The organism is Methylomagnum sp., assembly GCF_054333355.1.
Window position 1 is genome coordinate 30313 of the sequence record NZ_JBTEKS010000002.1, and the last position, 22836, is coordinate 53148.

The 22836-nt window shown below is 61.4% G+C and carries 20 protein-coding genes; 1 reads left to right on the top strand and 19 read right to left on the bottom strand.

Annotated elements, in window-relative coordinates; genetic code table 11:
- Positions 1–116 precede the first annotated feature (116 nt).
- From lpxC to ACXWUF_RS00575, 18 genes are all read right to left on the bottom strand, one after another.
- Entirely contained in the window at positions 117–1031 is a 915-nt protein-coding gene (gene lpxC, locus ACXWUF_RS00490; protein WP_458492681.1) for a UDP-3-O-acyl-N-acetylglucosamine deacetylase, read from the bottom strand.
- 183 nt (positions 1032–1214) lie between these two features.
- On the bottom strand, positions 1215–2369 hold the full coding sequence (gene ftsZ / locus ACXWUF_RS00495; protein ID WP_458492682.1) for a cell division protein FtsZ: 1155 nt from the start codon (positions 2367–2369) through the stop codon (positions 1215–1217).
- Positions 2370–2401: 32 nt separating this feature from the next.
- The gene (gene ftsA, locus ACXWUF_RS00500; RefSeq protein WP_458492683.1) at positions 2402–3637 is read right to left on the bottom strand and encodes a cell division protein FtsA; all 1236 of its coding nucleotides are present in this window, start codon (positions 3635–3637) and stop codon (positions 2402–2404) included.
- 32 nt (positions 3638–3669) lie between these two features.
- Positions 3670–4383: a cell division protein FtsQ/DivIB gene (locus ACXWUF_RS00505; protein WP_458492684.1), complete on the bottom strand. Its 714-nt coding sequence runs from the start codon at positions 4381–4383 to the stop codon at positions 3670–3672.
- 94 nt (positions 4384–4477) lie between these two features.
- Positions 4478–5413 (bottom strand): D-alanine--D-alanine ligase, encoded by a 936-nt coding sequence (locus ACXWUF_RS00510; protein WP_458492685.1) that lies wholly within the window; start codon positions 5411–5413, stop codon positions 4478–4480.
- A gap of 103 nt (positions 5414–5516) precedes the next feature.
- Positions 5517–6431, bottom strand: coding sequence for a UDP-N-acetylmuramate dehydrogenase (gene murB / locus ACXWUF_RS00515; RefSeq protein ID WP_458492686.1), 915 nt, complete (start codon positions 6429–6431; stop codon positions 5517–5519).
- The gene (gene murC / locus ACXWUF_RS00520) at positions 6428–7873 is read right to left on the bottom strand and encodes a UDP-N-acetylmuramate--L-alanine ligase (RefSeq protein ID WP_458492687.1); all 1446 of its coding nucleotides are present in this window, start codon (positions 7871–7873) and stop codon (positions 6428–6430) included. Before murC ends, murB begins: the two co-directional genes overlap by 4 nt.
- Positions 7874–7887: 14 nt before the next feature.
- Positions 7888–9024, bottom strand: a complete 1137-nt coding sequence (gene murG, locus ACXWUF_RS00525) for an undecaprenyldiphospho-muramoylpentapeptide beta-N-acetylglucosaminyltransferase (protein WP_458492688.1) — start codon at positions 9022–9024, stop codon at positions 7888–7890.
- On the bottom strand, positions 9006–10205 hold the full coding sequence (gene ftsW / locus ACXWUF_RS00530; RefSeq protein WP_458492689.1) for a putative lipid II flippase FtsW: 1200 nt from the start codon (positions 10203–10205) through the stop codon (positions 9006–9008). Before ftsW ends, murG begins: the two co-directional genes overlap by 19 nt.
- Positions 10202–11611, bottom strand: coding sequence for a UDP-N-acetylmuramoyl-L-alanine--D-glutamate ligase (gene murD, locus ACXWUF_RS00535; protein ID WP_458492690.1), 1410 nt, complete (start codon positions 11609–11611; stop codon positions 10202–10204). Before murD ends, ftsW begins: the two co-directional genes overlap by 4 nt.
- Before the next feature lie 4 nt (positions 11612–11615).
- Positions 11616–12698 (bottom strand): phospho-N-acetylmuramoyl-pentapeptide-transferase, encoded by a 1083-nt coding sequence (gene mraY, locus ACXWUF_RS00540; RefSeq protein ID WP_458492691.1) that lies wholly within the window; start codon positions 12696–12698, stop codon positions 11616–11618.
- A complete protein-coding gene (locus ACXWUF_RS00545) occupies positions 12689–14062 on the bottom strand; it encodes a UDP-N-acetylmuramoyl-tripeptide--D-alanyl-D-alanine ligase (RefSeq protein WP_458492692.1) in 1374 nt (457 codons plus the stop codon). Before ACXWUF_RS00545 ends, mraY begins: the two co-directional genes overlap by 10 nt.
- Positions 14059–15639, bottom strand: a complete 1581-nt coding sequence (locus ACXWUF_RS00550) for a UDP-N-acetylmuramoyl-L-alanyl-D-glutamate--2,6-diaminopimelate ligase (protein WP_458492693.1) — start codon at positions 15637–15639, stop codon at positions 14059–14061. Before ACXWUF_RS00550 ends, ACXWUF_RS00545 begins: the two co-directional genes overlap by 4 nt.
- Positions 15636–17372 (bottom strand): peptidoglycan D,D-transpeptidase FtsI family protein, encoded by a 1737-nt coding sequence (locus ACXWUF_RS00555; protein WP_458492694.1) that lies wholly within the window; start codon positions 17370–17372, stop codon positions 15636–15638. Before ACXWUF_RS00555 ends, ACXWUF_RS00550 begins: the two co-directional genes overlap by 4 nt.
- Positions 17373–17388: 16 nt before the next feature.
- The gene (gene ftsL / locus ACXWUF_RS00560) at positions 17389–17646 is read right to left on the bottom strand and encodes a cell division protein FtsL (RefSeq protein ID WP_458492695.1); all 258 of its coding nucleotides are present in this window, start codon (positions 17644–17646) and stop codon (positions 17389–17391) included.
- A complete protein-coding gene (rsmH, locus tag ACXWUF_RS00565; protein ID WP_458492696.1) occupies positions 17643–18587 on the bottom strand; it encodes a 16S rRNA (cytosine(1402)-N(4))-methyltransferase RsmH in 945 nt (314 codons plus the stop codon). The genes ftsL and rsmH overlap by 4 nt, the downstream gene beginning before the upstream one ends.
- Positions 18584–19042: a division/cell wall cluster transcriptional repressor MraZ gene (gene mraZ / locus ACXWUF_RS00570; RefSeq protein WP_458492697.1), complete on the bottom strand. Its 459-nt coding sequence runs from the start codon at positions 19040–19042 to the stop codon at positions 18584–18586. Before mraZ ends, rsmH begins: the two co-directional genes overlap by 4 nt.
- A 653-nt stretch (positions 19043–19695) precedes the next feature.
- On the bottom strand, positions 19696–19959 hold the full coding sequence (locus ACXWUF_RS00575; RefSeq protein ID WP_458492698.1) for a YgaP family membrane protein: 264 nt from the start codon (positions 19957–19959) through the stop codon (positions 19696–19698).
- Between the two features lie 89 nt (positions 19960–20048).
- On the opposite strand from ACXWUF_RS00575, the gene uvrD reads away from it, so the two are divergent.
- Positions 20049–22229 carry a DNA helicase II gene (uvrD, locus tag ACXWUF_RS00580; protein WP_458492699.1) on the top strand — a complete coding sequence of 727 codons (2181 nt, stop codon included), beginning with the start codon at positions 20049–20051 and terminating at the stop codon, positions 22227–22229.
- A 74-nt stretch (positions 22230–22303) separates the two neighbouring features.
- On the opposite strand, the gene ACXWUF_RS00585 is transcribed toward uvrD, so the two are convergent.
- The coding region (locus ACXWUF_RS00585; RefSeq protein WP_458492700.1) for an IS1 family transposase at positions 22304–22836 on the bottom strand (533 nt) is incomplete at its 5' end.

A 22836-nucleotide genomic window follows, 5' to 3' on the forward strand; every position in this document is an offset into this window, starting at 1 on the left:
AATCCCGGCGGGCACCGGAAAATCAGCGGCAGAATTGACGGAATGGCCCATGGGCCGGGCGTCCATGCCCCGAGCGGGAAGCACCCTTACACTGTTAGGCGAACAAACGGCGTGATTCAGCGGCCAGCCTGGGCCAAGCGCATGAAATAAATGGGCAGGACATCGTCCTCGTTGAAGGTCACGGATTCCCAAGCGTCGGTTTGCAGCAGCAATTCGCGCAGCAATTGGTTATTCAGGCCGTGTCCCGATTTGTGGCCGGTGAACGAGCCAATCAGGCTATGGCCCAGCAAGTACAAGTCGCCGATGGCGTCGAGAATCTTATGCTTGACGAACTCGTCGGCGTAGCGCAGCCCGTCCTCGTTCAGAATGCGGTAGTTGTCCACCACGATGGCGTTGTCCATGCTCCCGCCCAAGGCCAGACGGCGCTTGCGCAGGGCTTCGATGTCGCGCATGAAGCCGAAGGTCCGCGCCCGGCTGACTTCCTTGACGAAGGACGTGGAGGAAAAGTCGATGCTGGCGGTCTGGGTGTCCTCGCGGAACGCGGGATGGTCGAAGTCGATGGTGAACGTCACCTTGAAGCCGTCATAGGGTTCAAAGCAAGCCCACTTGTCGCCCTCCTCGACCCGTACCGGACGCTTGATGCGGATGAATTTCTTGGCGGCGCTCTGCTCCTCCACACCGGCGGATTGAATCAGGAACACGAACGGCCCGGCGCTGCCGTCCATGATGGGCACTTCGGGGGCGCTGACGTCCACATAGGCGTTGTCGATCCCCAGGCCAGCGAGGGCGGAGAGCAGGTGCTCCACCGTGGAAATCCGCACGTCGTTCTTCACCAGCGTGGTGGACAGGGTGGTTTCGCCGACATTTTGCGGGATAGCCTCGATTTCGACCGGCTCAGGCAAATCAACCCGGCGGAACACGATGCCAGTATTGGGCGCGGCGGGGCGCAGGGTGAGATAAACCTTTTCGCCGGTATGCAGCCCGACGCCGGTCGCTCTGATGACATTTTTCAGTGTGCGTTGCCTGATCATCCGATTCACCTGTTTTGATTAGGAGTGGTCCCGGCGGAGGACTTCCGCACGGGCGAGTCTTGACGGCCCATGCCTCCCCAGTGGACATGCGGGCCGTTCGACGGGAGGACGGGCGGCAATAAAAGCAGCCGCCCGTTGGTTCTGAGAGAAGATAACCGCAAGAAGCGGTCCACACCAAGCCGGTTAATCGGCTTGGCGGCGAAGGAAGGCGGGAATGTCGAGATATTCCAAGTCCATTTCCTTCTTCTTGGTTTCCGCCCGAGGTTCCTGTTTGGGCTGCTTGCGGATGGCGGTCGGTCGTTGATACTGCTCATAGTCCACTTCCCCGGCGGTGTTGCGCACCAGCTTGAGGGGGGTGTCCATGACCGCCGACTGCCGGTGGCTGCTCAACCCGGTGGCGACCACGGTGACGCGGATTTCGTCCTGAATGTCCGGGTCGATGACGGTGCCGATAACGACCACGGCGTCGTCGGAGGCGAATTCCTTGACCACGTTGCCCACCTCGTCGAACTCGCCGATGGCGAGGTCCAGGCCGCCGGTGATGTTGACCAGGATGCCCCGGGCGCCTTGAAGATTGATGTCCTCCAAGAGCGGGCTGGCGATGGCGCTTTCCGCCGCCTCGCGGGCGCGGTTCGGACCCCGGCCAACGCCGGTGCCCATCATCGCCATGCCCATTTCCGCCATCACCGTGCGCACGTCGGCGAAGTCCACGTTGATGAGACCGGGCCGGGTAATCAAATCGGCGATGCCCTGCACCGCGCCCAGCAGCACATCGTTGGCCGCCGCGAAGGCGCTGATGAGGCTGACATCCTTGCCCAGCACCGGCAGCAGCTTCTCATTGGGAATGGTGATCAAGGAATCGACGAACTGGCTCAGTTCCTCGATACCTTTCTCCGCCATGCTCTGCCGCTTCTTGCCCTCGAACGGGAACGGCTTGGTCACGACCGCCACCGTCAAAATGCCGGCTTCCTTGGCGATTTCAGCGATAACCGGCGCGGCGCCCGTGCCGGTGCCACCGCCCATGCCGGCGGTGATGAACACCATGTCGGAGCCGTCCAAGACTTCCAGGATGCGGTCCCGGTCATCCAACGCCGCCTGCCGACCAATCTCCGGGTTCGCTCCCGCGCCCAGCCCCTTGGTCAGGGCGTTGCCCAATTGAATCACCGAACGCGCCTTGATGCTCTTCAGCGCTTGGGCGTCGGTGTTGGCGCAGATGAAATCCACGCCTTCGATGTTGCTGTTGACCATGTGGTTGACGGCGTTGCCACCGCCTCCACCGATCCCTACCACTTTAATGACCGCACTTTGGCTGTACGAGTCCACAAGTTCAAACTTCATTGTATCCACCCCGTCGTCGTCACACTGATCTGTCAAAAATTGCCGGTAAACCAATTCTTCATCCGGGCCCACAATCCCTTAATTCCCGAGCCCACGACGACCTGGCGCTCGCCGTGGGTATGCTGCTGCTTGCCGAAAAGCAGCAAACCGACGCCCGTGGCGTAAATCGGGTTGCGCACCACGTCGCTCAAGCCGGTCACGTACTGCGGTATCCCGAGCCGCACCGGCATGTGGAAAATTTCTTCCGCCAGTTCCACCAAGCCTTCCACCTTGGCACTGCCGCCGCTCAGCACAAGTCCTGCGGCGATCAAATCCTCGAAGCCGCTGCGGCGGAGTTCCGCCTGCACCAGCAACAGAAGCTCCTCATAACGCGGCTCCACAATCTCCGCCAAGTTGAGCCGGGAAATCTGCCGCACAGGCCGGTCGCCGATGCTGGGCACCTCGATGGTGTCCTCCAGCTTGGCGAGTTGCGTCAGGGCGCAGGCCTGCTTGATTTTGATTTCCTCGGCGAACTGGGTCGGCGTCCGCAAAGCCACCGCGATGTCATTGGTTACTTGGTCACCCGCAATCGGGATGACCGCCGTGTGGCGAATCGCGCCATCGGTGAACACGGCGAGATCGGTGGTCCCGCCGCCAATATCCACCAGGCAAACCCCCAAGTCCTTTTCGTCGTCTGTCAGCACCGCCGCACACGAGGCGAGTTGCTCCAGAATGATGTCTTCCACTTCCAAACCGCAACGGCGTATGCATTTAACGATATTCTGCGCCGCGCTGACCGCTCCGGTCACGATATGCACCCGTGCCTCCAGCCGAATGCCCGACATCCCAATCGGCTCCTTGATGCCCTCTTGACGGTCGATCACGAACTCCTGCGGCAGGATGTGCAGGATTTTCTGATCCGCCGGAATCGCCACGGCGCGGGCCGAGTCGATCACCCGGTCCACGTCGCTTTGCGTCACCTCCTTTTCCTTGATGGCGACGATCCCGTGGGAATTCATGCTGCTGATATGGCTACCGGCGATCCCCGCATAGACCGAACTGATCCGGCAGCCCGCCATCAACTCGGCCTCTTCCACGGCCCGCTGAATGGACTGGACGGTGGTCTCCAAATTGACCACCACGCCTTTCTTCAAACCCCGTGACGGATGGCTGCCGATTCCGACGACTTCGACATCGCCGTCCTCGTTGATCTCACCGACAATGCAAGCGACCTTAGACGTTCCGATGTCCAGTCCAACGATGAGATTTCGATCCGATTTTCTAGCCATTAGGTGAACAATCCTTATAGTGTGATGCCGGTTTAGACGCTGCCCGAATCCAGCGGCGCGAGTTCCCGAATCTGGCTAATCGAATCGGGTGGCGCCTGTGGTTCCGGCTTCCACACCACGGAGAAGCCATTCGGGTAGCGAAGGTCCAATTTCTGAATGTCGGCGATGCGGTCCTCGCCCAAACGCGGCAACAGAGCCAACAAACGGTCCATCGCGGCCAGCGGGTCTTGGTTGCCGAACACGACTTCCATGCCGCCTTCCAACCGCGCCACCCAGGCCAAGCGCTTGCTGAGCCGGAGGCTTTCGATCCGCAGCCACCGCGCCTGCAATTTCGCATTCAAGGCATACATCATGCCGAGCACTTGCTTTTCCTGGCCCGGCGGGCCGGACAACTGAGGTAGCGCCCCGAACGCCGTCACGTCTTTGGGCGTGAAGCGCTCGCCCCGGTCGTTCAGCAGGCTATCCTCATCCCAGCGGGCGATGGGATGCTGCTCCTCGACCCGGACCACCAGGGTATTGGGCCAAACCCGGGCCGCCTGCGCCTTATCGACCCAAGCGAATTGCTTGGCCGTCGCCTCAATGCCATCCAAGTCGGCCATGAAATAATTCAGGCGAACCTGGGACATCAAAGCGCCGCGAAACTCCTCCGCGTCCAAGTGCCATACCGGGCCTTCCACCCGGACGTACTCAATGGGCAACGCGCTTTTCAGCCGCTCCCAGTCGATTTGTGCGATGGCGGCCCCCACAGCGCCGATCATTCCCAGCGACAGAATAAAGCGTATGGGTATTCGCCGCTTCGATTTCGGCTTTGGCCTACGGTCAATCCTGGCCATCGCCTCCTCAACCCCGGTCCAAACTCGTTTCCAGAATCCGCCACACCAGTTCGTCGAATTCCACGCCCGCCGCCCGCGCCGCCATGGGCACCAGGCTGTGGTCAGTCATGCCGGGCACGGTGTTGACCTCAATCAGCCAAGGCTCGCCCTGACCATCCACCAGCATATCCACCCGGCCCCAGCCGGTCACGCCGACGGTTTCCGAGGCGTGCGCCGCCAAATCCTGCAAGCGGGCCTCGGTGCCCACTGGCAAACCACAGGGGCAATGGTAACGGGTGGTTTCCGCCCGGTATTTCGCGTCGAAATCATAAAACAAATGGGGGGTTTCCAAACGAATCAGCGGCAGTGGCTGGCCGTCTAAAATACCCACGGTATATTCCGCCCCGGTAATCCAAGCTTCCGCAAAAACTGCGCAATTATATTGCGAAGCGCGTTGCCACGCCTCCTTTAATTCCTCGGAGTTTTCCGCCCGGCTCATGCCGATACTGGAACCTTCCTCGGCGGGTTTGACAATGACCGGGAAACCCAGTGTTTCCGCGCAAATACTTATATCCAATTCGGAGCGCAACCGCATCCAACGGGGCGTTGGCAAACCCGCCCCCATCCAGCCTAATTTGGTTTTTAATTTATCCATGGCGAGGGCCGAAGCCAGCACGCCGCTGCCGGTGTAAGGGATACCCAGCGCCTCCAAAGCCCCCTGCAATACCCCATCCTCGCCGCCCCGACCGTGAATAATGTTGAACACCCGATCAAAGGGCTGCTCCAGCAAGGGCTGTATCATCCGCTCGCCCACATCGAGACCCACCGCCTCGACGCCCTTATTCAATAAACCCTGCAATACCGCCCGGCCACTTTTTAGGGAAATCTCCCGCTCCGCCGCCGCGCCGCCCATTAAGACAGCGACTCGGCCAAAATCCTTGGGGTTATCTACTCGTTTGCTCATTCAGTCACTCCTTGCGGGAAAGTGATTAGTGGTTAGTGGCAAAGTTGAAAAACTTGACATCGCTTACTCTGAGCAAAACCCAGACAAACCCGCCACGGATAATTTAATGACTGCGGCCCACGATTCTCACTTCCGGGATCAACTCACGCCCCCGCAAGCGTTTGACTTCCGCCTGAACATGAAAGATCAAGGCTTCAAGGTCCGCTGCCGTCGCCGTGCCGGTGTTGACGATGAAATTGGCGTGTTTCTCGGACACGCAGGCCCCGCCGATGGCGTGGCCTTTCAGCCCACAGGATTCAATCAGCCGCGCCGCGAAATCGCCTTCCGGGTTTCTGAACACCGAGCCGCAACTGGGCTGATTGGTGGGCTGGGTTTCGCTCCGCCGCGCCAGTAAGGATTTGATTTTGTCGCGCCCGACGCCGCCGTCACCCGCCGCAAGCGCCAGCTCGCAAGCCAGGAACCATTCCCCTTCCGGGCCACGCACCGTCCGATAGCCCACGCTGAAATCGTCGGGACCGCGCTCCCGCACCGTGCCGAACCGATCCACGGTCGTGACCCGCCGGACCAAGGGCCAGGTTTCCCCGCCAAACGCGCCCGCGTTCATGGCCAAGGCACCGCCCATGGTACCGGGAATACCGGCCAGGAATTCCGCTCCGGCCAAACCTTGCTCGACACACAGCTTCGCCACGAGGGCGCAGGGGACGCCCGCCTCGGCATAAATGTCGGCTCCGCCGATACGGTGTAGAGCTTTAAGCCGGTTGCGGGTGCAAATCACCGTGCCCCGGATGCCGCCATCCCGCACCAAGAGATTGCTACCGAGGCCCAGCCAAAACAGCGGCTCGGTGGCGGGCAGGGTTTGTAAGAATGTCACCAAATCGTCCCGATCCGTCGGCACATAAAAGCGCTCCGCTGGACCGCCGACCCGCCACGAGGTGTGCGCGGACAAGGGTTCATCCAGCCGCAGTTCACCCCGCCAGGGCTGCGTCAATTCAGGCATATCCTTGCGAATGGCGTTCATTCAGCCGCTCCGCCCGCCAGCGCGGCAAAGCGTTGCGGCAATTCCAGCGCCACCTGGCCAACATTGCCAGCCCCCAAGGTCAACACCACATCGCCGGGTTCGACGATGCCGGGCAGAAGGTCGCCCAACTCGCTGACTTTCTCCACGAACACCGGGTCGATCTGGCCCCGCACCCGGATGGCACGGGACAGGGAGCGGCCATCCGCGCCGATGATTGGCTTTTCGCCCGCCGGGTAAACATCCAGCAGCACCAGCACGTCGGTCTTCGATAGCACCTGCACGAAGTCCTCGAACAAATCGCGGGTGCGGGTATAGCGATGGGGCTGGAACACCATGACCAGCCGCCGGTCGGGATAGGCTTGGCGGGCTGAATCCAAGGTCGCGGCGATTTCGCGGGGGTGATGGCCGTAATCATCCACGAAGGTGACGACACCGTCGCCCAGCGGGATTTCGCCGTTGACCTGGAAGCGCCGCCCGATGCCCTTGAAATGCAGCAGGGCGGTTTGAATGGTCGCATCGTCTATGCCCAATTCGCCCGCCACCGCGATGACCGACAAGGAGTTCAGGATGTTGTGCCGACCTGGCAGGTTCAGCGTTATTTCCAAGGGGTGGTCATTGCCCGCCCGCAGCACGGTGTAATGGCTGCGCATCCCATCCTGACGGATGTCCACGGCGCGAATATCCGCCTCGGGACTCAGGCCGTAAGTCTTCATGGGTTTGCTAATCAGGGGCAGGACTTCCCGCACGCCCGGATCATCCACGCACAGCACGGCCAGCCCGTAGAACGGCACATGGTGCAAGAACTCGACGAAGGTTTTCTTCAAGCGGCCAAAATCGCCGCCGTAGGTTTCCATGTGGTCCCGGTCGATATTGGTGACGACCGCGATCATGGGCTGGAGATACAGGAACGAGGCGTCGCTCTCGTCCGCCTCCGCCACCAGATAAGAACCCTTGCCCAACTGCGCGTTGGTGCCCACGCTGTTGAGACGGCCACCAATCACGAAAGTCGGGTCCAGCCCAGCTTCAGCCAGCACGCTGGCAGCCAGGCTGGTGGTGGTGGTCTTGCCGTGGGTGCCCGCCACCGCGATGCCATAGCGGAACCGCATCAACTCGGCCAGCATTTCCGCTCGGGAAATCACCGGGATTTTCTGGCGACAGGCTAAATCCACCTCGACGTTATCGCGGTTGATGGCGCTCGACACCACCACGACTTCGGCGTCGGCGACGTGTTCCGCCGCGTGCCCCTGGAACACCTGCGCCCCCAGTTCGGCTAGTCGGCGGGTGCTGGCGTTGTCGCCCAAGTCAGAGCCGGACACTTGATAGCCCAGGTTCAGCAGCACCTCGGCGATACCGCTCATGCCAGTGCCGCCTACCCCAACAAAATGGATGCGGCGGATGCGGTTCATGCCGTGTTGCCCGGCTATTTGATCGGTCAGCTTCATGGAGTGGCGAGTGATTAGTGGTGAGTGGTTAGTGCTGTTTGCAAGCAAATATCAGCCACGGCGCGGGCGGCTTCCGGTTTGGCGAGACTAGCCGCACGCTTCGCCATGATTTGCAGGCGTTCGGGTTGTTCAAGCAAAGCCTTGATTTCCGCCACCAAGCGTTCAGGGGTCAATTCGGTTTGGGGCAACAACACCGCCGCAGCGGCGTCGGCCAGATAGCGGGCGTTGTGGGTTTGGTGATCGTCAATGGCGTAGGGAAACGGAATCAGAATGGCTGGCAACCCGGCGGCGGATAACTCACTGACGGTCATCGCGCCCGCCCGGCACACGGCCAGATCGGCCCAAGCGTAAGCCTCGGCCATGTCCTCGACGAAGGCATCGACGCGGGCCTCGATCCCTGCCGCCTCATAGCAAGCGGCGGTGTCATCCCGCATGGCCGCGCCGGTTTGATGACGGATTTTCAGGGGCAAGCGGACAGCGGCGAGGGCGGACGGCATGGCTTCGTTCAACGCCTTGGCACCCAAGCTTCCACCCACGATTAGAAGGCGAGTGGTTAGTGGCGAGTGGTTAGTGGTTAGAGAAGAGGGGATGAACGAGTCGGTATTACTCGCCCCTCGCCCCTCGCCCCTCGCCACTTTCTCATGCAAGGCGGCGATTTCCCGGCGTAGCGGATTCCCGGTGCAGCGCGCCCCGATCTTGGCCGGAAAGCTATTCGGGAACGCTTCCAACACCACGCTCGCCCAACGGGCCAGCAGGCGGTTGGTCGTGCCGGGAATGCGGTTCTGCTCGTGCAGCACCAGCGGGATGCCCAGCAAGCGGGCCATCAAGCCGCCCGGCCCGGATACGAAACCGCCCATGCCCAGCACGACATCGGGCCGAACGCGCCGCAAAATCCCCAGCGATTGCAGGCAGGCCCGCCCCAGCATGAAAGGCGCGGTCAGCTTGTTGCGCCAACCTTTGCCGCGCAGACCGGAGACGGACAGCCACTCCACCGGAATGCCCGCCGTCGGCACGACCCGCGCTTCAAGTCCAGCGCGGGTGCCCATCCAGACGACGTCGTGGCCGTCCGCCAACAATTCGCGGGCCACCGCCAAGGCCGGATAGACATGCCCGCCGGTGCCACCGGCCAGGATCAATATGCGCGTGCCCATGTCGCCTTCACCTTGGGCGCGGACGCCACGGTCTCGATGGCCTCGCTACGCACCCGGAACAGGATCGCCAAAGTCGAACACATCACCATCATGCTGCCACCGCCATAGCTCATAAGCGGCAGGGTCAGCCCTTTGGTAGGCAACATGCCCATGTTCACGCCCATGTTGATGAAGGCTTGCAGTCCGAACCATATACCGATGCCATAGGCCAGGAACGCGGAGAACCGGGTGCCCGCCCGCTCGGCCAACTGCCCGATCACGAAGGCCCGCCACACGATCACCATAAACAGCAAGATCACCGTGGCCGCGCCCAGCAGGCCCAGTTCCTCGCCGATGACCGAAAACAGGAAGTCGGTGTGAGCTTCCGGCAGGTAAAACATTTTCTGGATGCTCGATCCCAGCCCCACTCCGCTCCATTCACCACGCCCAAAAGCGATGAGCGCCTGGGATAATTGGAAATCGCTGTTAAGTGGGTCGTCCCACGGATCCAGAAAGCTCAGCACCCGCCGCAGCCGGTATTCGGCGGTCATAATCAGCACCACGGCGGCGCCCGCCACCGCGCCAATCAGCAAACCGAACTGCCACAGCCGCGCCCCCGCCAGAAACAACATGCCCATGGCCGTCGCCATGACGACGGCGGTCGCGCCGAAGTCAGGCTCCTTCAACAGCAGGAGCGCCGCCACCGCCAGCAGCGTGAAAGGCCGGATCATGCCCTGGACCGAATCCCGCACGAGGCGAACCTGACGGTCGATAAAGCTCGCCATGTAAATCACGGCAATCAGCTTGAAGACTTCCGACACCTGGATGCGCACGCCAAATAGACTGATCCAGCGGACACTGCCGTTGACCATCTTGCCGACGCCGGGCACCAGCACCAGCAAGGCCAAGCCAAAGAAGTACAACGTCATCGAGTGCTTGCGCCAGGTTTCCAGCCGCACCGACGCCGCCGCGATGCCCGCGATTATCCCCATGCCGATGTGGATAAGCTGATGCTTAGGAAAGTAGAAGCTGTCCTCGGCCATCTTGTCCCCCAAATGCAGGGACGCCGACGCCACCATCACATACCCCAACAGCAGCAAGCCCAGACTCGCCAAAAGCAACCCGGTGTCCAGATAGAACCGGCTATCCCGGTATTGCAGCACCAAGCCTTTGCCGCGACCCGTCGCCACTCGTGTCTTCATGGTTTCAAACCCCGCGCCGCATCGGCGAACATTCGACCCCGTTCCTGATAATCCTTGTACTGGTCCAGGCTCGCGCACGCGGGTGCCAACAACACGGCATCGCCCGGCTGGGCCAGCATGCGAGCGGCTTGGACCGCCTGCTTCATGGTCTCGACCCGCACCAAGGGAATCACATCCCGCAGGGCGTCTTCCAACAGCGGCGCATCCTTCCCCATCAACACGGCGGCGCGGACCTTCTCCGCCACCACGGGCCGCAGCAGATTGAAATCGGCACCTTTGCCATCGCCTCCGGCGATCAATACCGCCGGGCGGTCCAGCCCGGCCAATGCGGCCATGCAGGCGCCCACATTGGTGGCTTTGGAATCGTTAATCCAAGCCACGCCGTCGAACTCGACGACCCATTGCATCCGGTGATCGAGTCCAGGAAATTTCTTGAGCGTGGCGACCATGGACTCCGTCGACAAACCCACGGCATCGCCCAAGGCCACCGCCGCCAGCGCGTTGGCGATGTTGTGGCGACCTTGGATGCGGACTTCGCTGGATTTCAGCAGTGGCTCGCCCCGGCGGATCAGCCATTCTTCGCCGTCGATACGGCTTAGGGAATAGTGGTTAGCAGAAGAATTTTCCTCGCTCGCCACTTGCCCTTCCACCCCGAACCACACGCACCGCCCGGCATCGGCCATCGCCGCCACCATGGGATCGTCAAGGTTCAGCACCCGGACGCCATCACCTTTAAAAATCCGCGCCTTGGCATCGGCATAAGCTTGAATATCCGGGTAGCGGTCCATGTGGTCGGGGCTGATGTTCAACACGGTCGCCGCCGCCGGTTCCAACAGGTCGGAGCGCTCCAACTGAAAACTGGACAACTCCAGCACGTACAACCCGGCTTCGCCGTCCAACAGGTCCAGCATGGGCGTGCCGAGATTGCCGCCGACCTTCACCTTCTTGCCATCCGCTTCGGCCATCAAGCCCAGCAGCGTGGTCACGGTGCTTTTGCCGTTGGCCCCGGTAATCGCCACGATGGGCGCCTTCGCCACGCAGGCGAACAAGTCCAAATCGCCCAGCGCCCGCACGCCCCTTAGCACCGCCGTTGCGATTTCCGGCACATCCAGCGCGACGCCCGGACTCACGATCAAATGGGTGGCGGCGCTGAACGCCTCGCCCCGGAACCCGCCCAGGAACACGCCCGCGTCGGGCAGGGTTTCGCGCAACTCGGCGAGATTGGGCGGCTTCTCGCGGCTGTCGGCCACCGCGAAGGGGATGCCCCGCGCCGCCAGGAAGCGGGCGATGGAATAGCCCGTCTTGCCCAGCCCCACGACCAAGACACGGGAGGTCTTTCGATCCAAGCCCAATCTTTCCAAGGGATTGGCAACAGTGGAGGAAGCTTTTTGATCGGCTAGCGACATGGAATCACCTCAGCTTCAAGGTGGCGAGCCCGAACAAAACCAGGATGACGGTGATGATCCAGAACCGGACGATGACACGCGGCTCCGGCCAGCCTTTCAATTCAAAATGATGATGAATCGGGGCCATGCGGAAGATGCGGCGTCCGGTGAGCTTGAAGGACAGCACTTGCAGCATCACCGACAGGGTTTCCATCACGAACACCCCGCCCATAATCATCAGCACGACCTCCTGACGCACCAGCACGGCCAGCACACCCAGCCCCGCGCCCAGCGCCAACGCCCCCACATCGCCCATGAACACCATGGCGGGATAAGCGTTGAACCACAGGAATCCCAGCCCCGCGCCCAACAGCGCGCCGCAGAACACCACCAATTCACCGGCCTTAGGGAGATGCGGAATGCCTAAATATTCAGCGAATACCGCGTTGCCCGAGGCGTAGGCGAAAATCGCCAAGGCGCTGCCCACCAGCACGGTGGGCATGATGGCGAGACCGTCCAAGCCATCGGTCAGATTGACGGCATTGCTGGTGCCGACGATCACGAAATAGGTCAGGACCGGATACATCCAGCCCATGTCCCACACGATCTGCTTGAAGAACGGCACGATGAACTGGGTCTCGGCGGGCACCGAAGCCGTGCTGTAGAGAAAAATCGCCGCCGCCGCGCCGAAGATCGACTGCCACAGATATTTGTGCCGGGCCGCCAGCCCCTTGCTATTGCGTAAAACCAGCTTCTTGTAATCGTCGATGAAGCCGATGACGCCAAAAGCCAGCGTCACCAGCAGCGTCACCCACACATAGCGGTTGCTGAGGTCGGCCCACAACAAGGTGCTGATGGCGATGGACACCAGGATCAAGGCACCGCCCATGGTCGGCGTGCCCGCCTTGGAAAAATGGCTTTGCGGCCCGTCGTCGCGGACGCTCTGGCCGATCTTGTATTTGCTGAGTTGGCGGATCATCGCCGGGCCAACCAGGAACGAAATCGCCAGGGCGGTCAGCACGCCCAGAATGCCGCGAAAAGTGAGGTAGTGGAAAACGCGGAAAGCGTCGAAATAGCTTTCCAGTAAATCGGCTAACGCTAGGAGCATGACGCCCCCCGCTCCCGCAGCGCTTCCACGACCCGCTCCATTTTCTGGCTACGGGAACCCTTGACCAATACCGTCACGCCGTCAGTCAAACCGGACTCCATACGCTCAATTAATTCTTCATGGTTTTGGCAATACACCGCGCCCACGCCGAAGGCTTCCGCCGCCTTGTCGGCGTTCGGACCCACGGCGAACAGACGCCCGACGCCCATGGATTTGGCTTGTTGGCCAATCTCCGCGTGCAACTCCGGGCTGTTTTCGCCCAACTCCCCGAACGCGCCCAAAGCCACCCAGTGTTGGCCGGGCATATCGGCCAAAACACCCAGCGCCGCGCCGAATGAGGATGGGTTGGCGTTGTAGGCATCGTTAATCAATATCGAGCCGCCCCGCCCCGGCACTGGCTCCAAGCGACCGGGCACTGGCGCAAGCTGAGAGAGTCCCGCCCGGATTTGCGCCGGGTCGAGACCCAAAGCCAAGGCCGCGCCAGCGGCGGCCAATGCGTTTGTCACGTTGTGACGGCCGGCTAACGCCAAAGCCATAGGAAATCTCTCCCCCTGATAGATAAGGTCGAATGAAGTTTGGAAGCCCGCCGCGCCGAGCCTCATCGCGACGGAATCAGGATCGGCGCGGACCACCGCCGCCTCGGAAAAGCCGAAGCTCATCACGGTGCGGCCACCCACCAAGCCAAGCCAGTAATCGAAAAAGCGGTCGTCGGCATTGAGGACGGCGACACCGCTTTCGGACAGGGTGCCGATCAACTCGCCCTTGCCTATGGCGACGCCTTCCAGCGAGCCGAAGCCCTCCAGATGCGCCGCCCCGGCGTTGGCAATAATCGCCACATCCGGCGCGGCCAACGCGCCGACATAAGCAATCTCGCCGTGATGATTGGCGCCCATTTCAATAACGCCAAATTGATGCTCGGGAGCCAGCCGCAGAAGAGTCAGCGGCACCCCGTAATCGTTGTTCAAATTGCCCTGGGTTTTCAGCACTGGCGCGGCGACATCCAACACCGCCGCCACCATTTCCTTGACAGTGGTTTTGCCGTTGCTGCCGGTGATGCCGACCACACGCCCGCCCCAGCGCTGACGCCAAGCGGCACCCAGTTGGCCCAAAGCGATTCGGCCATCCCGTACCCGCAGTTGCGGTAAAGGGCAATCGTCAGCGTAGCGTTCGACCAGCGCCGCGATGGCCCCCGCCTCCGCCGCCTGATTCATAAAGTCGTTGCCATCAAAACGGGCACCCCGGATGGCTACGTAAAGATCGCCAAGCTTCAGGGTTCGGGTGTCGATGCCCGCCGAGGCGAATGCAACATCGTCGCCCCTCAATTCGCCCTGAGCGATGGCGGCTAGTTCGGATAAACGCATCATAAAGCTGCCCCCAATTGCGCCAAGATTTCCCGCACCACGGCGCGGTCGCTGAACGGATATTTCTGGCCTTGGATTTCTTGGGTGGATTCGTGCCCCTTGCCCGCCACCAGCACCAAATCATCGGGCGCGGCCCGCTCCAGCGCGAAGGCGATGGCGTCGCGGCGGTCGCGGATGATGGCGAGGTCGCCCCGTTGGCAACCGGCGCGGATGTCTTTGATGATGGCGTCGCCATCCTCGGAACGGGGATTGTCGTCGGTCAGCACCACCGCGTCGGCGAGCGCGGCGGCGATGGCACCCATTTCCGGGCGCTTGCCCCGGTCCCGGTCTCCGCCACAGCCGAACACCGCCCACAACCGGCCTGAACAATGCCGCCGCAGGGTCGTCAGCACGCTGGAGAGGGCGTCGGGCGTGTGAGCGTAATCCACCACGACAGCGCGTCCAGCGGCGGTGAAGCTCTCCATGCGCCCCGGCACGGCCCGCACCTTGCGCAGCAGGGCAGCGGCTTCGTCGAGTCCGTGCCCCATGGCGAGCAATACGGAAAGCGTGGCCGTCAGGTTCTCCACGTTGAAGTCCCCGAATACAGGCGCGAACACCGTGGCGGACTGGCCTTCAAAATGGGCTTGGAAGGAAACGCCTTCCAGGGTTTGAAGAAAGTGGCCAGTGGCGAGTGGCGAGTGGTTAGCAAGCGGGCATTTATCGCTCGCCGCTTTTCCAAACCCAATGCTCCGCACCCCGGCGGGCATCCGCGCCATGACGGGACCGGCAATCGGATCGTCGGCATTGAAAACCACGAATTCCAGGCCGGGCCACTCCAGCAGTTTAAGCTTGGCTTCCAGATAGGCTGCCATGGTCTGGTGATAGTCCAGATGGTCGCGGCTGAAATTGGTGAACAAGGCACCCTTGAATCGGACGCCATTCAAGCGCCCCTGCGCCAAGCCGTGCGAGGAAGCTTCCATCGCCACGCACCGGAAGCCTTCGTGGCGAAGCTGGAATAGGAGATCGTGAATTTCGATAGCGTCCGGCGTGGTGTGGGTGGTCGGTCGCAATTCGCCGGGCTTGCCCCAGCCGAGCGTGCCCACCACGGCGGCGGAAAAGTAGCGAGTGGTGAGTGGCGAGTGGTTAGAAGAAAAATCCTCTTGACTGACCACTTCTTCCCCTGTCAGGGCTTGCGCCAAGAAGTGGCTGCACGAGGTCTTGCCGTTGGTGCCGGTGATGCCGATGGCGGTGAGGGATTGCGAGGGTTCGCCGTAAAAGCGGTCGGCAATGAAGCCGAGTGTGTGGCTTAACGATTCAATCGGGATAAGGGTTATCATCGACGCAACGCCTTGCGCCAAGCCGTTCCCGCCGCCCGCTGGATCATAGATGATGGCGGCGGCACCCTGTTGGATAGCTTGCGCGGCGTGGCTTAGGCCGTGGACGTGATGACCGGCCAGCGCCACGAACAAGTCGCCCGGTCGAACCCGGCGGCTATCGTGGACCAGCCCGCTGATGTCCAGCGCGGGAAAAGGCCCATTGGCGAACCCCGCCAGCAACGGCGCTAGGCCGAGGCGGGCGGGTTGGCATTCGGCGTGAGTCATGCCGGGTCATCCTGCCGACCGGCCATCATGGGGGCCACCGGCTCGTCCGGCGGGACGTTCAGCATCCGCAGGGCACCTTCCATCACCGCCGAGAACACCGGACCCGCCACCACGCCGCCGTAGTATTCGCCCGCCGATGGCTCGTCGATCATCACCACCATCGCCAAGCGCGGCTTGCTGGCGGGCGCCATGCCGGTGAAGACGGACATATATAAGGAACTGGTGTAGCCGTGGGCACCGCTTTTCTTGACCGTGCCGGTTTTGCCCGCCACCCGGTAGCCCGGCACTGCGGCCTTGATGGCGGTGCCTTCTTTCGTCACCACCGTTTCCAGCATGGTCCGCACGGTGCTGGCGGTCCTGACCGACATGATGCGGTGGGTTTCCGGTGGCTCGGTGCGCTTCAAGAGGCTCACCATGGGCAGCACGCCATCGTTGGCGATGGAGGTGTAAGCGCGGCCCAGTTGCAGCGTGGATGTCGCCACGCCATAGCCGAAGGACAGGGTGGCCTGCTCGAAGGCATTCCAGCCTTGGTAATCGGACAAACGGCCCGTGGCCTCGCCGGGGAAGCCGGTATCCAAGGGCTGGCCGAAGCCCAGGTTGTTGTAGAAGGCCCAGAATTTTTTCGGCGGGACTTTCAAGGCAATCTGGGTGACGCCCACGTTGCTGGACTTTTGCAGGATGCCGGTCACGCTGAGCGCGCCGTAGCTATGCACATCCTTGACGATGTTGCGGCCCACATGCATTTGCCCGCCCGTGTTGAACACGGCGTTCGGATGGGTCAAACCCAGTTCCAGTGCGCAGGCCACGGCGAAGGGCTTCATGGTCGAGCCGGGCTCGTACAAATCGGTGATGGCCCGGTTGCGGGAGACGCCGCCTTTCAGCTTGCCCCGGCTATTGGGGTTGTAGGAGGGCTGGTTGACCATCGCCAGCACTTCGCCAGTCTGGGTATCCAGCAACACCAAGGAGCCTGATTTGGCCTGGTGCTGCATGACGGCCTTCTTCAACTCCCGGTAGGCCAGGTATTGCAGCCGCTCGTCGATGCTCAGCACCAAATCCTTGCCCGGCACCGGCAGACGGATGTCCTCCGTGCCCTCAATAATCCGCCGCTTGCCATCGCGGACGATGCGCTTGGCACCCTCTGCGCCTTTCAGTGAATCGTTGAAGGCCAGCTCCATACCTTCCTGGCCTTGGTCCTCAATGTCGGTGAAGCCAAGCATGTGGGCGGTCACTTCGCCAGTCGGGTAAAAGCGGCGGTATTCCCGCTCCGCATAAATTCCCGGCAAGCCCAGGCCGGTAACTTGATCGGCCAATTCGGGACTCATTCGCCGCTTTAAATAAGCGAAGCTGCGGGCGTCTTCCGTTGTGCCAATGCGTTTACCGACTTCCCTCACCGGCAACCCAACGAGATCAGCCAGCGCCTTGAGCTTGTCGGGCGTCACCTCGGCCTCAGCTTTCAGGAATTCTTTGGGATTCACCCAGATCGACTTGACCGGAGTGCTGACGGCGAGCAACTCGCCGTTACGATCAAGGATGCGACCACGATGAGCGGGCACGGGCAGGATGCCGACATGGCGCAAATCGCCTTGGTGCTGAAGGAATTGCTTATGCAGAACTTGCAGGTAAACGGCGCGTCCAATTAACGCGGTCAGCGAGACCAGCAGCAACACCAGCAGGACACGCCAGCGGCCACTGAAATCCTCGGTTTCCGCCAATCTAGGGTGGATGATCCGCATAATGGGCGCTCGGTTTTTAGGGTTTGATGTAAATGGTCGATTCGCGGGGCGGCAGGACCATCCCCAGTTGGGCGCGGGCCAACCGTTCAATACGGCTATGCTCCGCCCAGGTATTCTGTTCCAACTGCAACTGACCCAACTCCTCGTCGTATTCGTCGAGGGATTGCTCAAGCCGCTGCACCTCCGCGAACAACATGCGCGAGCGGTACTTTGTATAAACCACACCCAAGGCCGAAGCCACGGCGACAGCGATCAACAACAGCAGGGTTCTCATGCCGACAATCGCCCAGCCACGCGCAAAACCGCGCTACGGGCACGGGGGTTTCCCGATACTTCGCCTTCGCCCGGCATCACGGCCCTGGCCGGACGATCAAGCCGCGCCATCCGGGCGGGCGGCGCGGGCCAGCGCAGATCATCCGGGCCACCCCCACGCGCCTCGTCGCGCATAAAACGCTTCACAATCCGATCTTCCAAGGAATGAAAGGAAATCACGGCCATCCGTCCGCCAGGACACAACACGTCTAAAGTTTGGCGCAACCCTTGTTCAAGTTCGCCAAGCTCGTGATTGATGAAAATGCGTATCGCCTGAAAACTTCGGGTGGCGGGGTGCTTGCCTTTTTCACGGGTCGGAACGGCCCGCTCGATAAGCCCCGCCAAATCCCCCGTGGTTTCCAATGGCTTAGTCACACGGTGGGCGACAATCGCACGGGCGATGCGCCGTGCGAAACGCTCTTCGCCGAAATCGCCGATCACCCGCGCCAAATCATTTTCAGAGACTCCGGCCAGCCACTCGGCGGCGGTCAAACCTTGACTCGTATCCATGCGCATATCGAGCGGCCCGCTCCGGGTGAAGCTGAACCCGCGTCCAGCCTCATCAAGCTGCGGGGACGACACACCCAAGTCCATCAGAACGCCCGACACCCGGCCGGTCCAGCCTAGCTGCTCGACGAATTCCTCCAGCCGGGCGAAGCTGCCATGACGGAGCGTCAGTCTTGAGTCAGTGGATAATTCTTCCGCCGCGCCCGACTTGACCGCATCCGGGTCTTTGTCCAGCGCCAGCAAGCGGCCTTGATCGCCCAGGCGCTCCAAAATCGCACGGCTGTGGCCGCCTCGGCCAAAAGTGCAGTCCACGATGTGACCGTCGGGCTGAATCGCCAATCCGTCCAAGGCTTCCCGCAGCAAAACCGGACGATGCAAGGATGCGATAGCACTCACAAGGACAACGAACCCAGCTCAGGCGGCAGTTCCTCGTCTTCGTCCGAACGCTCCGCCTCGATCCACTCGTCGCGGCTGCGATTCCAGAACTCCTCGTCCCAGATTTCAAATTTGTTGCCTTGGCCGATCAGCGCCACTCGTTTTTCCAAATTGGCGAATTTACGCAATGGTTCTGGAATCAAAAATCGGCCCTGTCCGTCCAGTTCGCACTCCGCCGCGTGTCCAATCAGCAATCGCTGTAGACGCTTCGCTTTTTTATTCAACGCGGGGAGCTTGACGAGTTTGCGCTCGATTTCTTCAAATTCGGGCAGGGGATATAGCAATAGGCACTTATCGAGACCAACCGTTACTACCATTTGGCCTTCGCAGCATTCGGCCAACTCCGACCGATACCGGGTAGGCATGGCCAGACGACCTTTTTCATCCAAATTGATGGAACTGACGCCACGAAACAAGTACGCCCCTAAGCCCCAAGATTATCCATTTTTTTCCACAAAATACCACTTAGGGTGGGACTATAGAAATCAACAGCGGGCAAGTCAAGTCGATTTCGATAACATTTCAACCGTGACAAGACTATTACGATTTTGATACCAAAAAGCCTACGCCCCCAAGGAATTATGGCTTTAAAATCATGCATCTAACAAAAATGATGGACAATTTTGGACGCTTCAAACGGTGGCAAATGCTTGGCGACAAGAACCGGGTAAGGCGGGTTTCAGACGAGGGGGCAAGGCACCGGATGCCCTACATTGGTGCGGCCCGGCTTTCAATCAGCGGGGGCCACCCAAATCAGAGGAAGGGCTAATATGGGATGGACGAGCATTCATCCCATTCGCCCCGAAATTGGGTTGTGAAACTGAAATAGAACGGTGCCGAAAAAGGTTTTCCCAAGCATTATCGCTGGCTTATCGCCAACTCGGAAGCTGAGAAGGAGAACGCGGTGGAAAACTGAAGGGGCGGGCTATCTAGACAGGAGGACGGGAGCGCTCGTTTTGGTTCTTGGAATCCGGGGCGCTCCCGTTGAGATTGATCCTAAAGGCAAATCCAGCCGAATAATCCGGGCGGAGGCTGGCATCCGCGTTCGACGGGTCGGGGGCGACAACCATCAATGATGGTCATGACCGCCACAGCACCCGTCCTTGACCGGCTCCTCGCCCGGCTGCACGGTGCTTTTGCCCAGGCCGGAATAGGCCGGGCACCAGCGCATTTTGGCGCTGCCGACCAGGATGCCGCCCAGGATGGCCGCCGGGATGTTGGCGAGGAACACCGACACCAGCAACAAGCCAATGCCCGCGATGTAGCGGGTCTTCTGGTCCTTCAAACCCACGTTAAGTTCGGGCTTGAGCATACGCTTGTAATCGAAACTCATGGCTAACCTCCTCGTTTGTAAAGCCCGCGATTTTGCTTGCTTCATCCCGTTCGCGCAAGCCGGACGCGGAAAACAAGTAAAATAGCGGGATGGACATCACCGCAATCATCGACCCCTTGAATCCGGCCCAACGCGAGGCCGTCTCTTCCCCCTCCCCCGCCTTGCTTGTTCTGGCCGGCGCCGGCAGCGGCAAGACGCGGGTGCTGGTTCACCGCATCGCCTGGCTGCTCCAAGTGGAAGGCGTTTCGCCCCACGGCATCCTGGCGGTCACCTTCACCAATAAAGCGGCCCACGAAATGCGCGGCCGCATCGAGGAACTGCTCAACATCCCCGCCCAAAACCTGTGGGTGGGCACCTTCCACGGACTGGCCCACCGGCTGCTGCGCCGCCACGCCAAAGAGGCGGGCCTGCCGGACGCCTTCCAAATCCTCGACTCGGATGATCAACACCGGCTAATCCGGCGCCTGCTGAAAGCCCTGGAACTGGACGAGGCCCGCTGGCCGCCGAAACAGGCGATGTGGTACATCAACGCCCACAAGGAAGAAGGGCGCCGCGCCCGCCACTTGCCCCAGCCCAAGGATCCGTTCGATAAGCAAATGCTACGGATTTATCTCGCCTACGAGGAAATGTGCGCCCGCTCGGGACTGGTGGACTTCGCCGAACTGCTCCTGCGCGTCCACGAACTGCTGCGGGACACGCCCGAGTTGCTGGAGCACTATCAACGTCGCTTCCACCATGTATTAGTGGACGAATTCCAGGACACCAACCGCATCCAATACGCCTGGCTGCGGCTGCTGACCGAGAAGCGGCAAAACCTGTTCGCGGTGGGCGACGACGACCAGTCCATCTATAGCTGGCGGGGCGCCCAGGTGGAGAACCTTCACAAGTTCCAGAAGGATTACCCCGAGCATCGCCTGATTCGCCTGGAGCAGAACTACCGCTCCACCGGCAATATCCTGAATGCCGCCAACGCGCTGATTGCCTGTAACGAAGGCAGGCTGGGCAAAACCCTGTGGACCGAGGGCGGCCAAGGCGAACCGATCTCCCTGTACACCGCATTCAATGAGCAGGAAGAGGCCTACTTTGTGGTGGAACGGATCAAGCAATGGAGCCAGGAGGGCAACCTCCGCCGCGAAGCCGCCATTCTGTACCGCTCCAACGCCCAGTCCCGGCAGTTCGAAGAAAAGCTCGTCGCCATGGGCATTCCTTATCGGGTTTACGGCGGGCTGCGGTTCTTCGAGCGGGCCGAGATCAAGGACGCCTTGGCTTATTTAAGGCTGATTTCCAACCGCCACGATGACCCGTCCTTCGAGCGGGTGGTCAACACCCCGACCCGGGGCATCGGCGCCCGGACCCTGGATTTGATCCGCGAGTTGGCCCGCGCCGAAGCCCTCTCGCTGTGGACGGCGGCGGACATGCTGTGCCGGGACGCCGCCCTGCCTGCGCGGGCGCGCAATCCCCTCGCGGCGTTCTTGCAGCTTATTGAGAAGCTGGCCGAAGACGCCGCCGGGCTGGCCCTGTCGGAGCAGGTGACGCGGGCGGTCAATCATTCCGGCCTGCGCGAGCATTACAAAAAAGAAAAAGGCGAGCAGGCCGAGCAGCGGCTTGAAAACCTGGACGAACTCGCCAACGCCGCCCGCCAGTTCGAGCTTGAGCCGAGCATTGACGCCGACCTGCCCAAGCTCGATCAATTCCTGGCCCATGCCGCGCTGGAGTCCGGCGATAACCAGCAGGGCGACGGGTCCGAAGACCGCGCACAACTCATGACCCTGCACGCCGCCAAGGGCTTGGAATTCGAACTGGTGTTCGTGGTGGGCTTGGAAGAGGGGCTGTTCCCCAGTATGCAATCCCTGGAAAACGCGGAGCGGCTGGAAGAAGAACGGCGGCTTTGCTATGTGGGCATCACCCGGGCGCGGAAGAAGCTACATCTCACCTACGCGGAAACCCGTCGCCTGTACGGCAAGGAGACCTATCCCCGCCCGTCCCGCTTCCTGCGGGAGATTCCGCCGGAACATTTACAAGAGGTACGTATGCGGGGCACGGCCAGTCGGCCCATGGCACCCGCCGCCACGTCGCGGACGACGAGTTTATCTAGCAATAACACGGGGTTCCGGCTGGGTCAGCGGGTGCGCCACACCAGCTTCGGCGAGGGCGTGGTGCTTCGAGTTAAGGGGGATGCAGGCAATGAGCAGATCGAAATAAATTTCGCCAAGCTAGGCATCAAGCAATTGATGCTGGCCTACGCGAAGGACAAGCTACAGGCGATTTAGAGCGTTTGGTAGTCCTATATGTTGAGTGATTTTAAATACCCATATTAGGCCAACCCCTCCCGGAGTTGGGCGTTCTAGTGATGGATGAAATACCAGATCGCGCCGATATGGTTTTCCAGGCTTTTCGAGAAGGAGAGGGTTTGCCGGGCCACGCGGGCCACGCGCTGACGCAATGTGTCGTTGAAGCGTTCGATGTGGCTGGTTTGGCCGCTGTCCTTTCCGGATGGCCGGTGCCGGGCCTCGGGGAAGATGGCCCGGCAGGCCTCCCAGAAGTCGGTGTGGCAGACCGCGCTCCGCTGGTAGGCCCCGGGCAGGGAGTCCCACAGGGCCTGCGCGCCCGCCGCGCTCCGGTCCCCCACGTGGACGCCGACGACCTCGTGGGTTTCCCTGTCCAGGGCCAGCCAGATCCACCGCTTGTTGCCGTGGCTCCCCACGAACCACCAGGCCTCGTCGCATTCGATGGTCAACCGGGGGTTGGTCTTGGCGGCGGCCTTGACCCGCCTCGGCTGGCTCCGCAGTTTCTGGTTGACGTGGCCCTGGAGCCAGGACTCGGAGACGCCCACCACCCGCGCGATGCCCGCGAGGGGGATCTTCTCCAGGAGCCGCC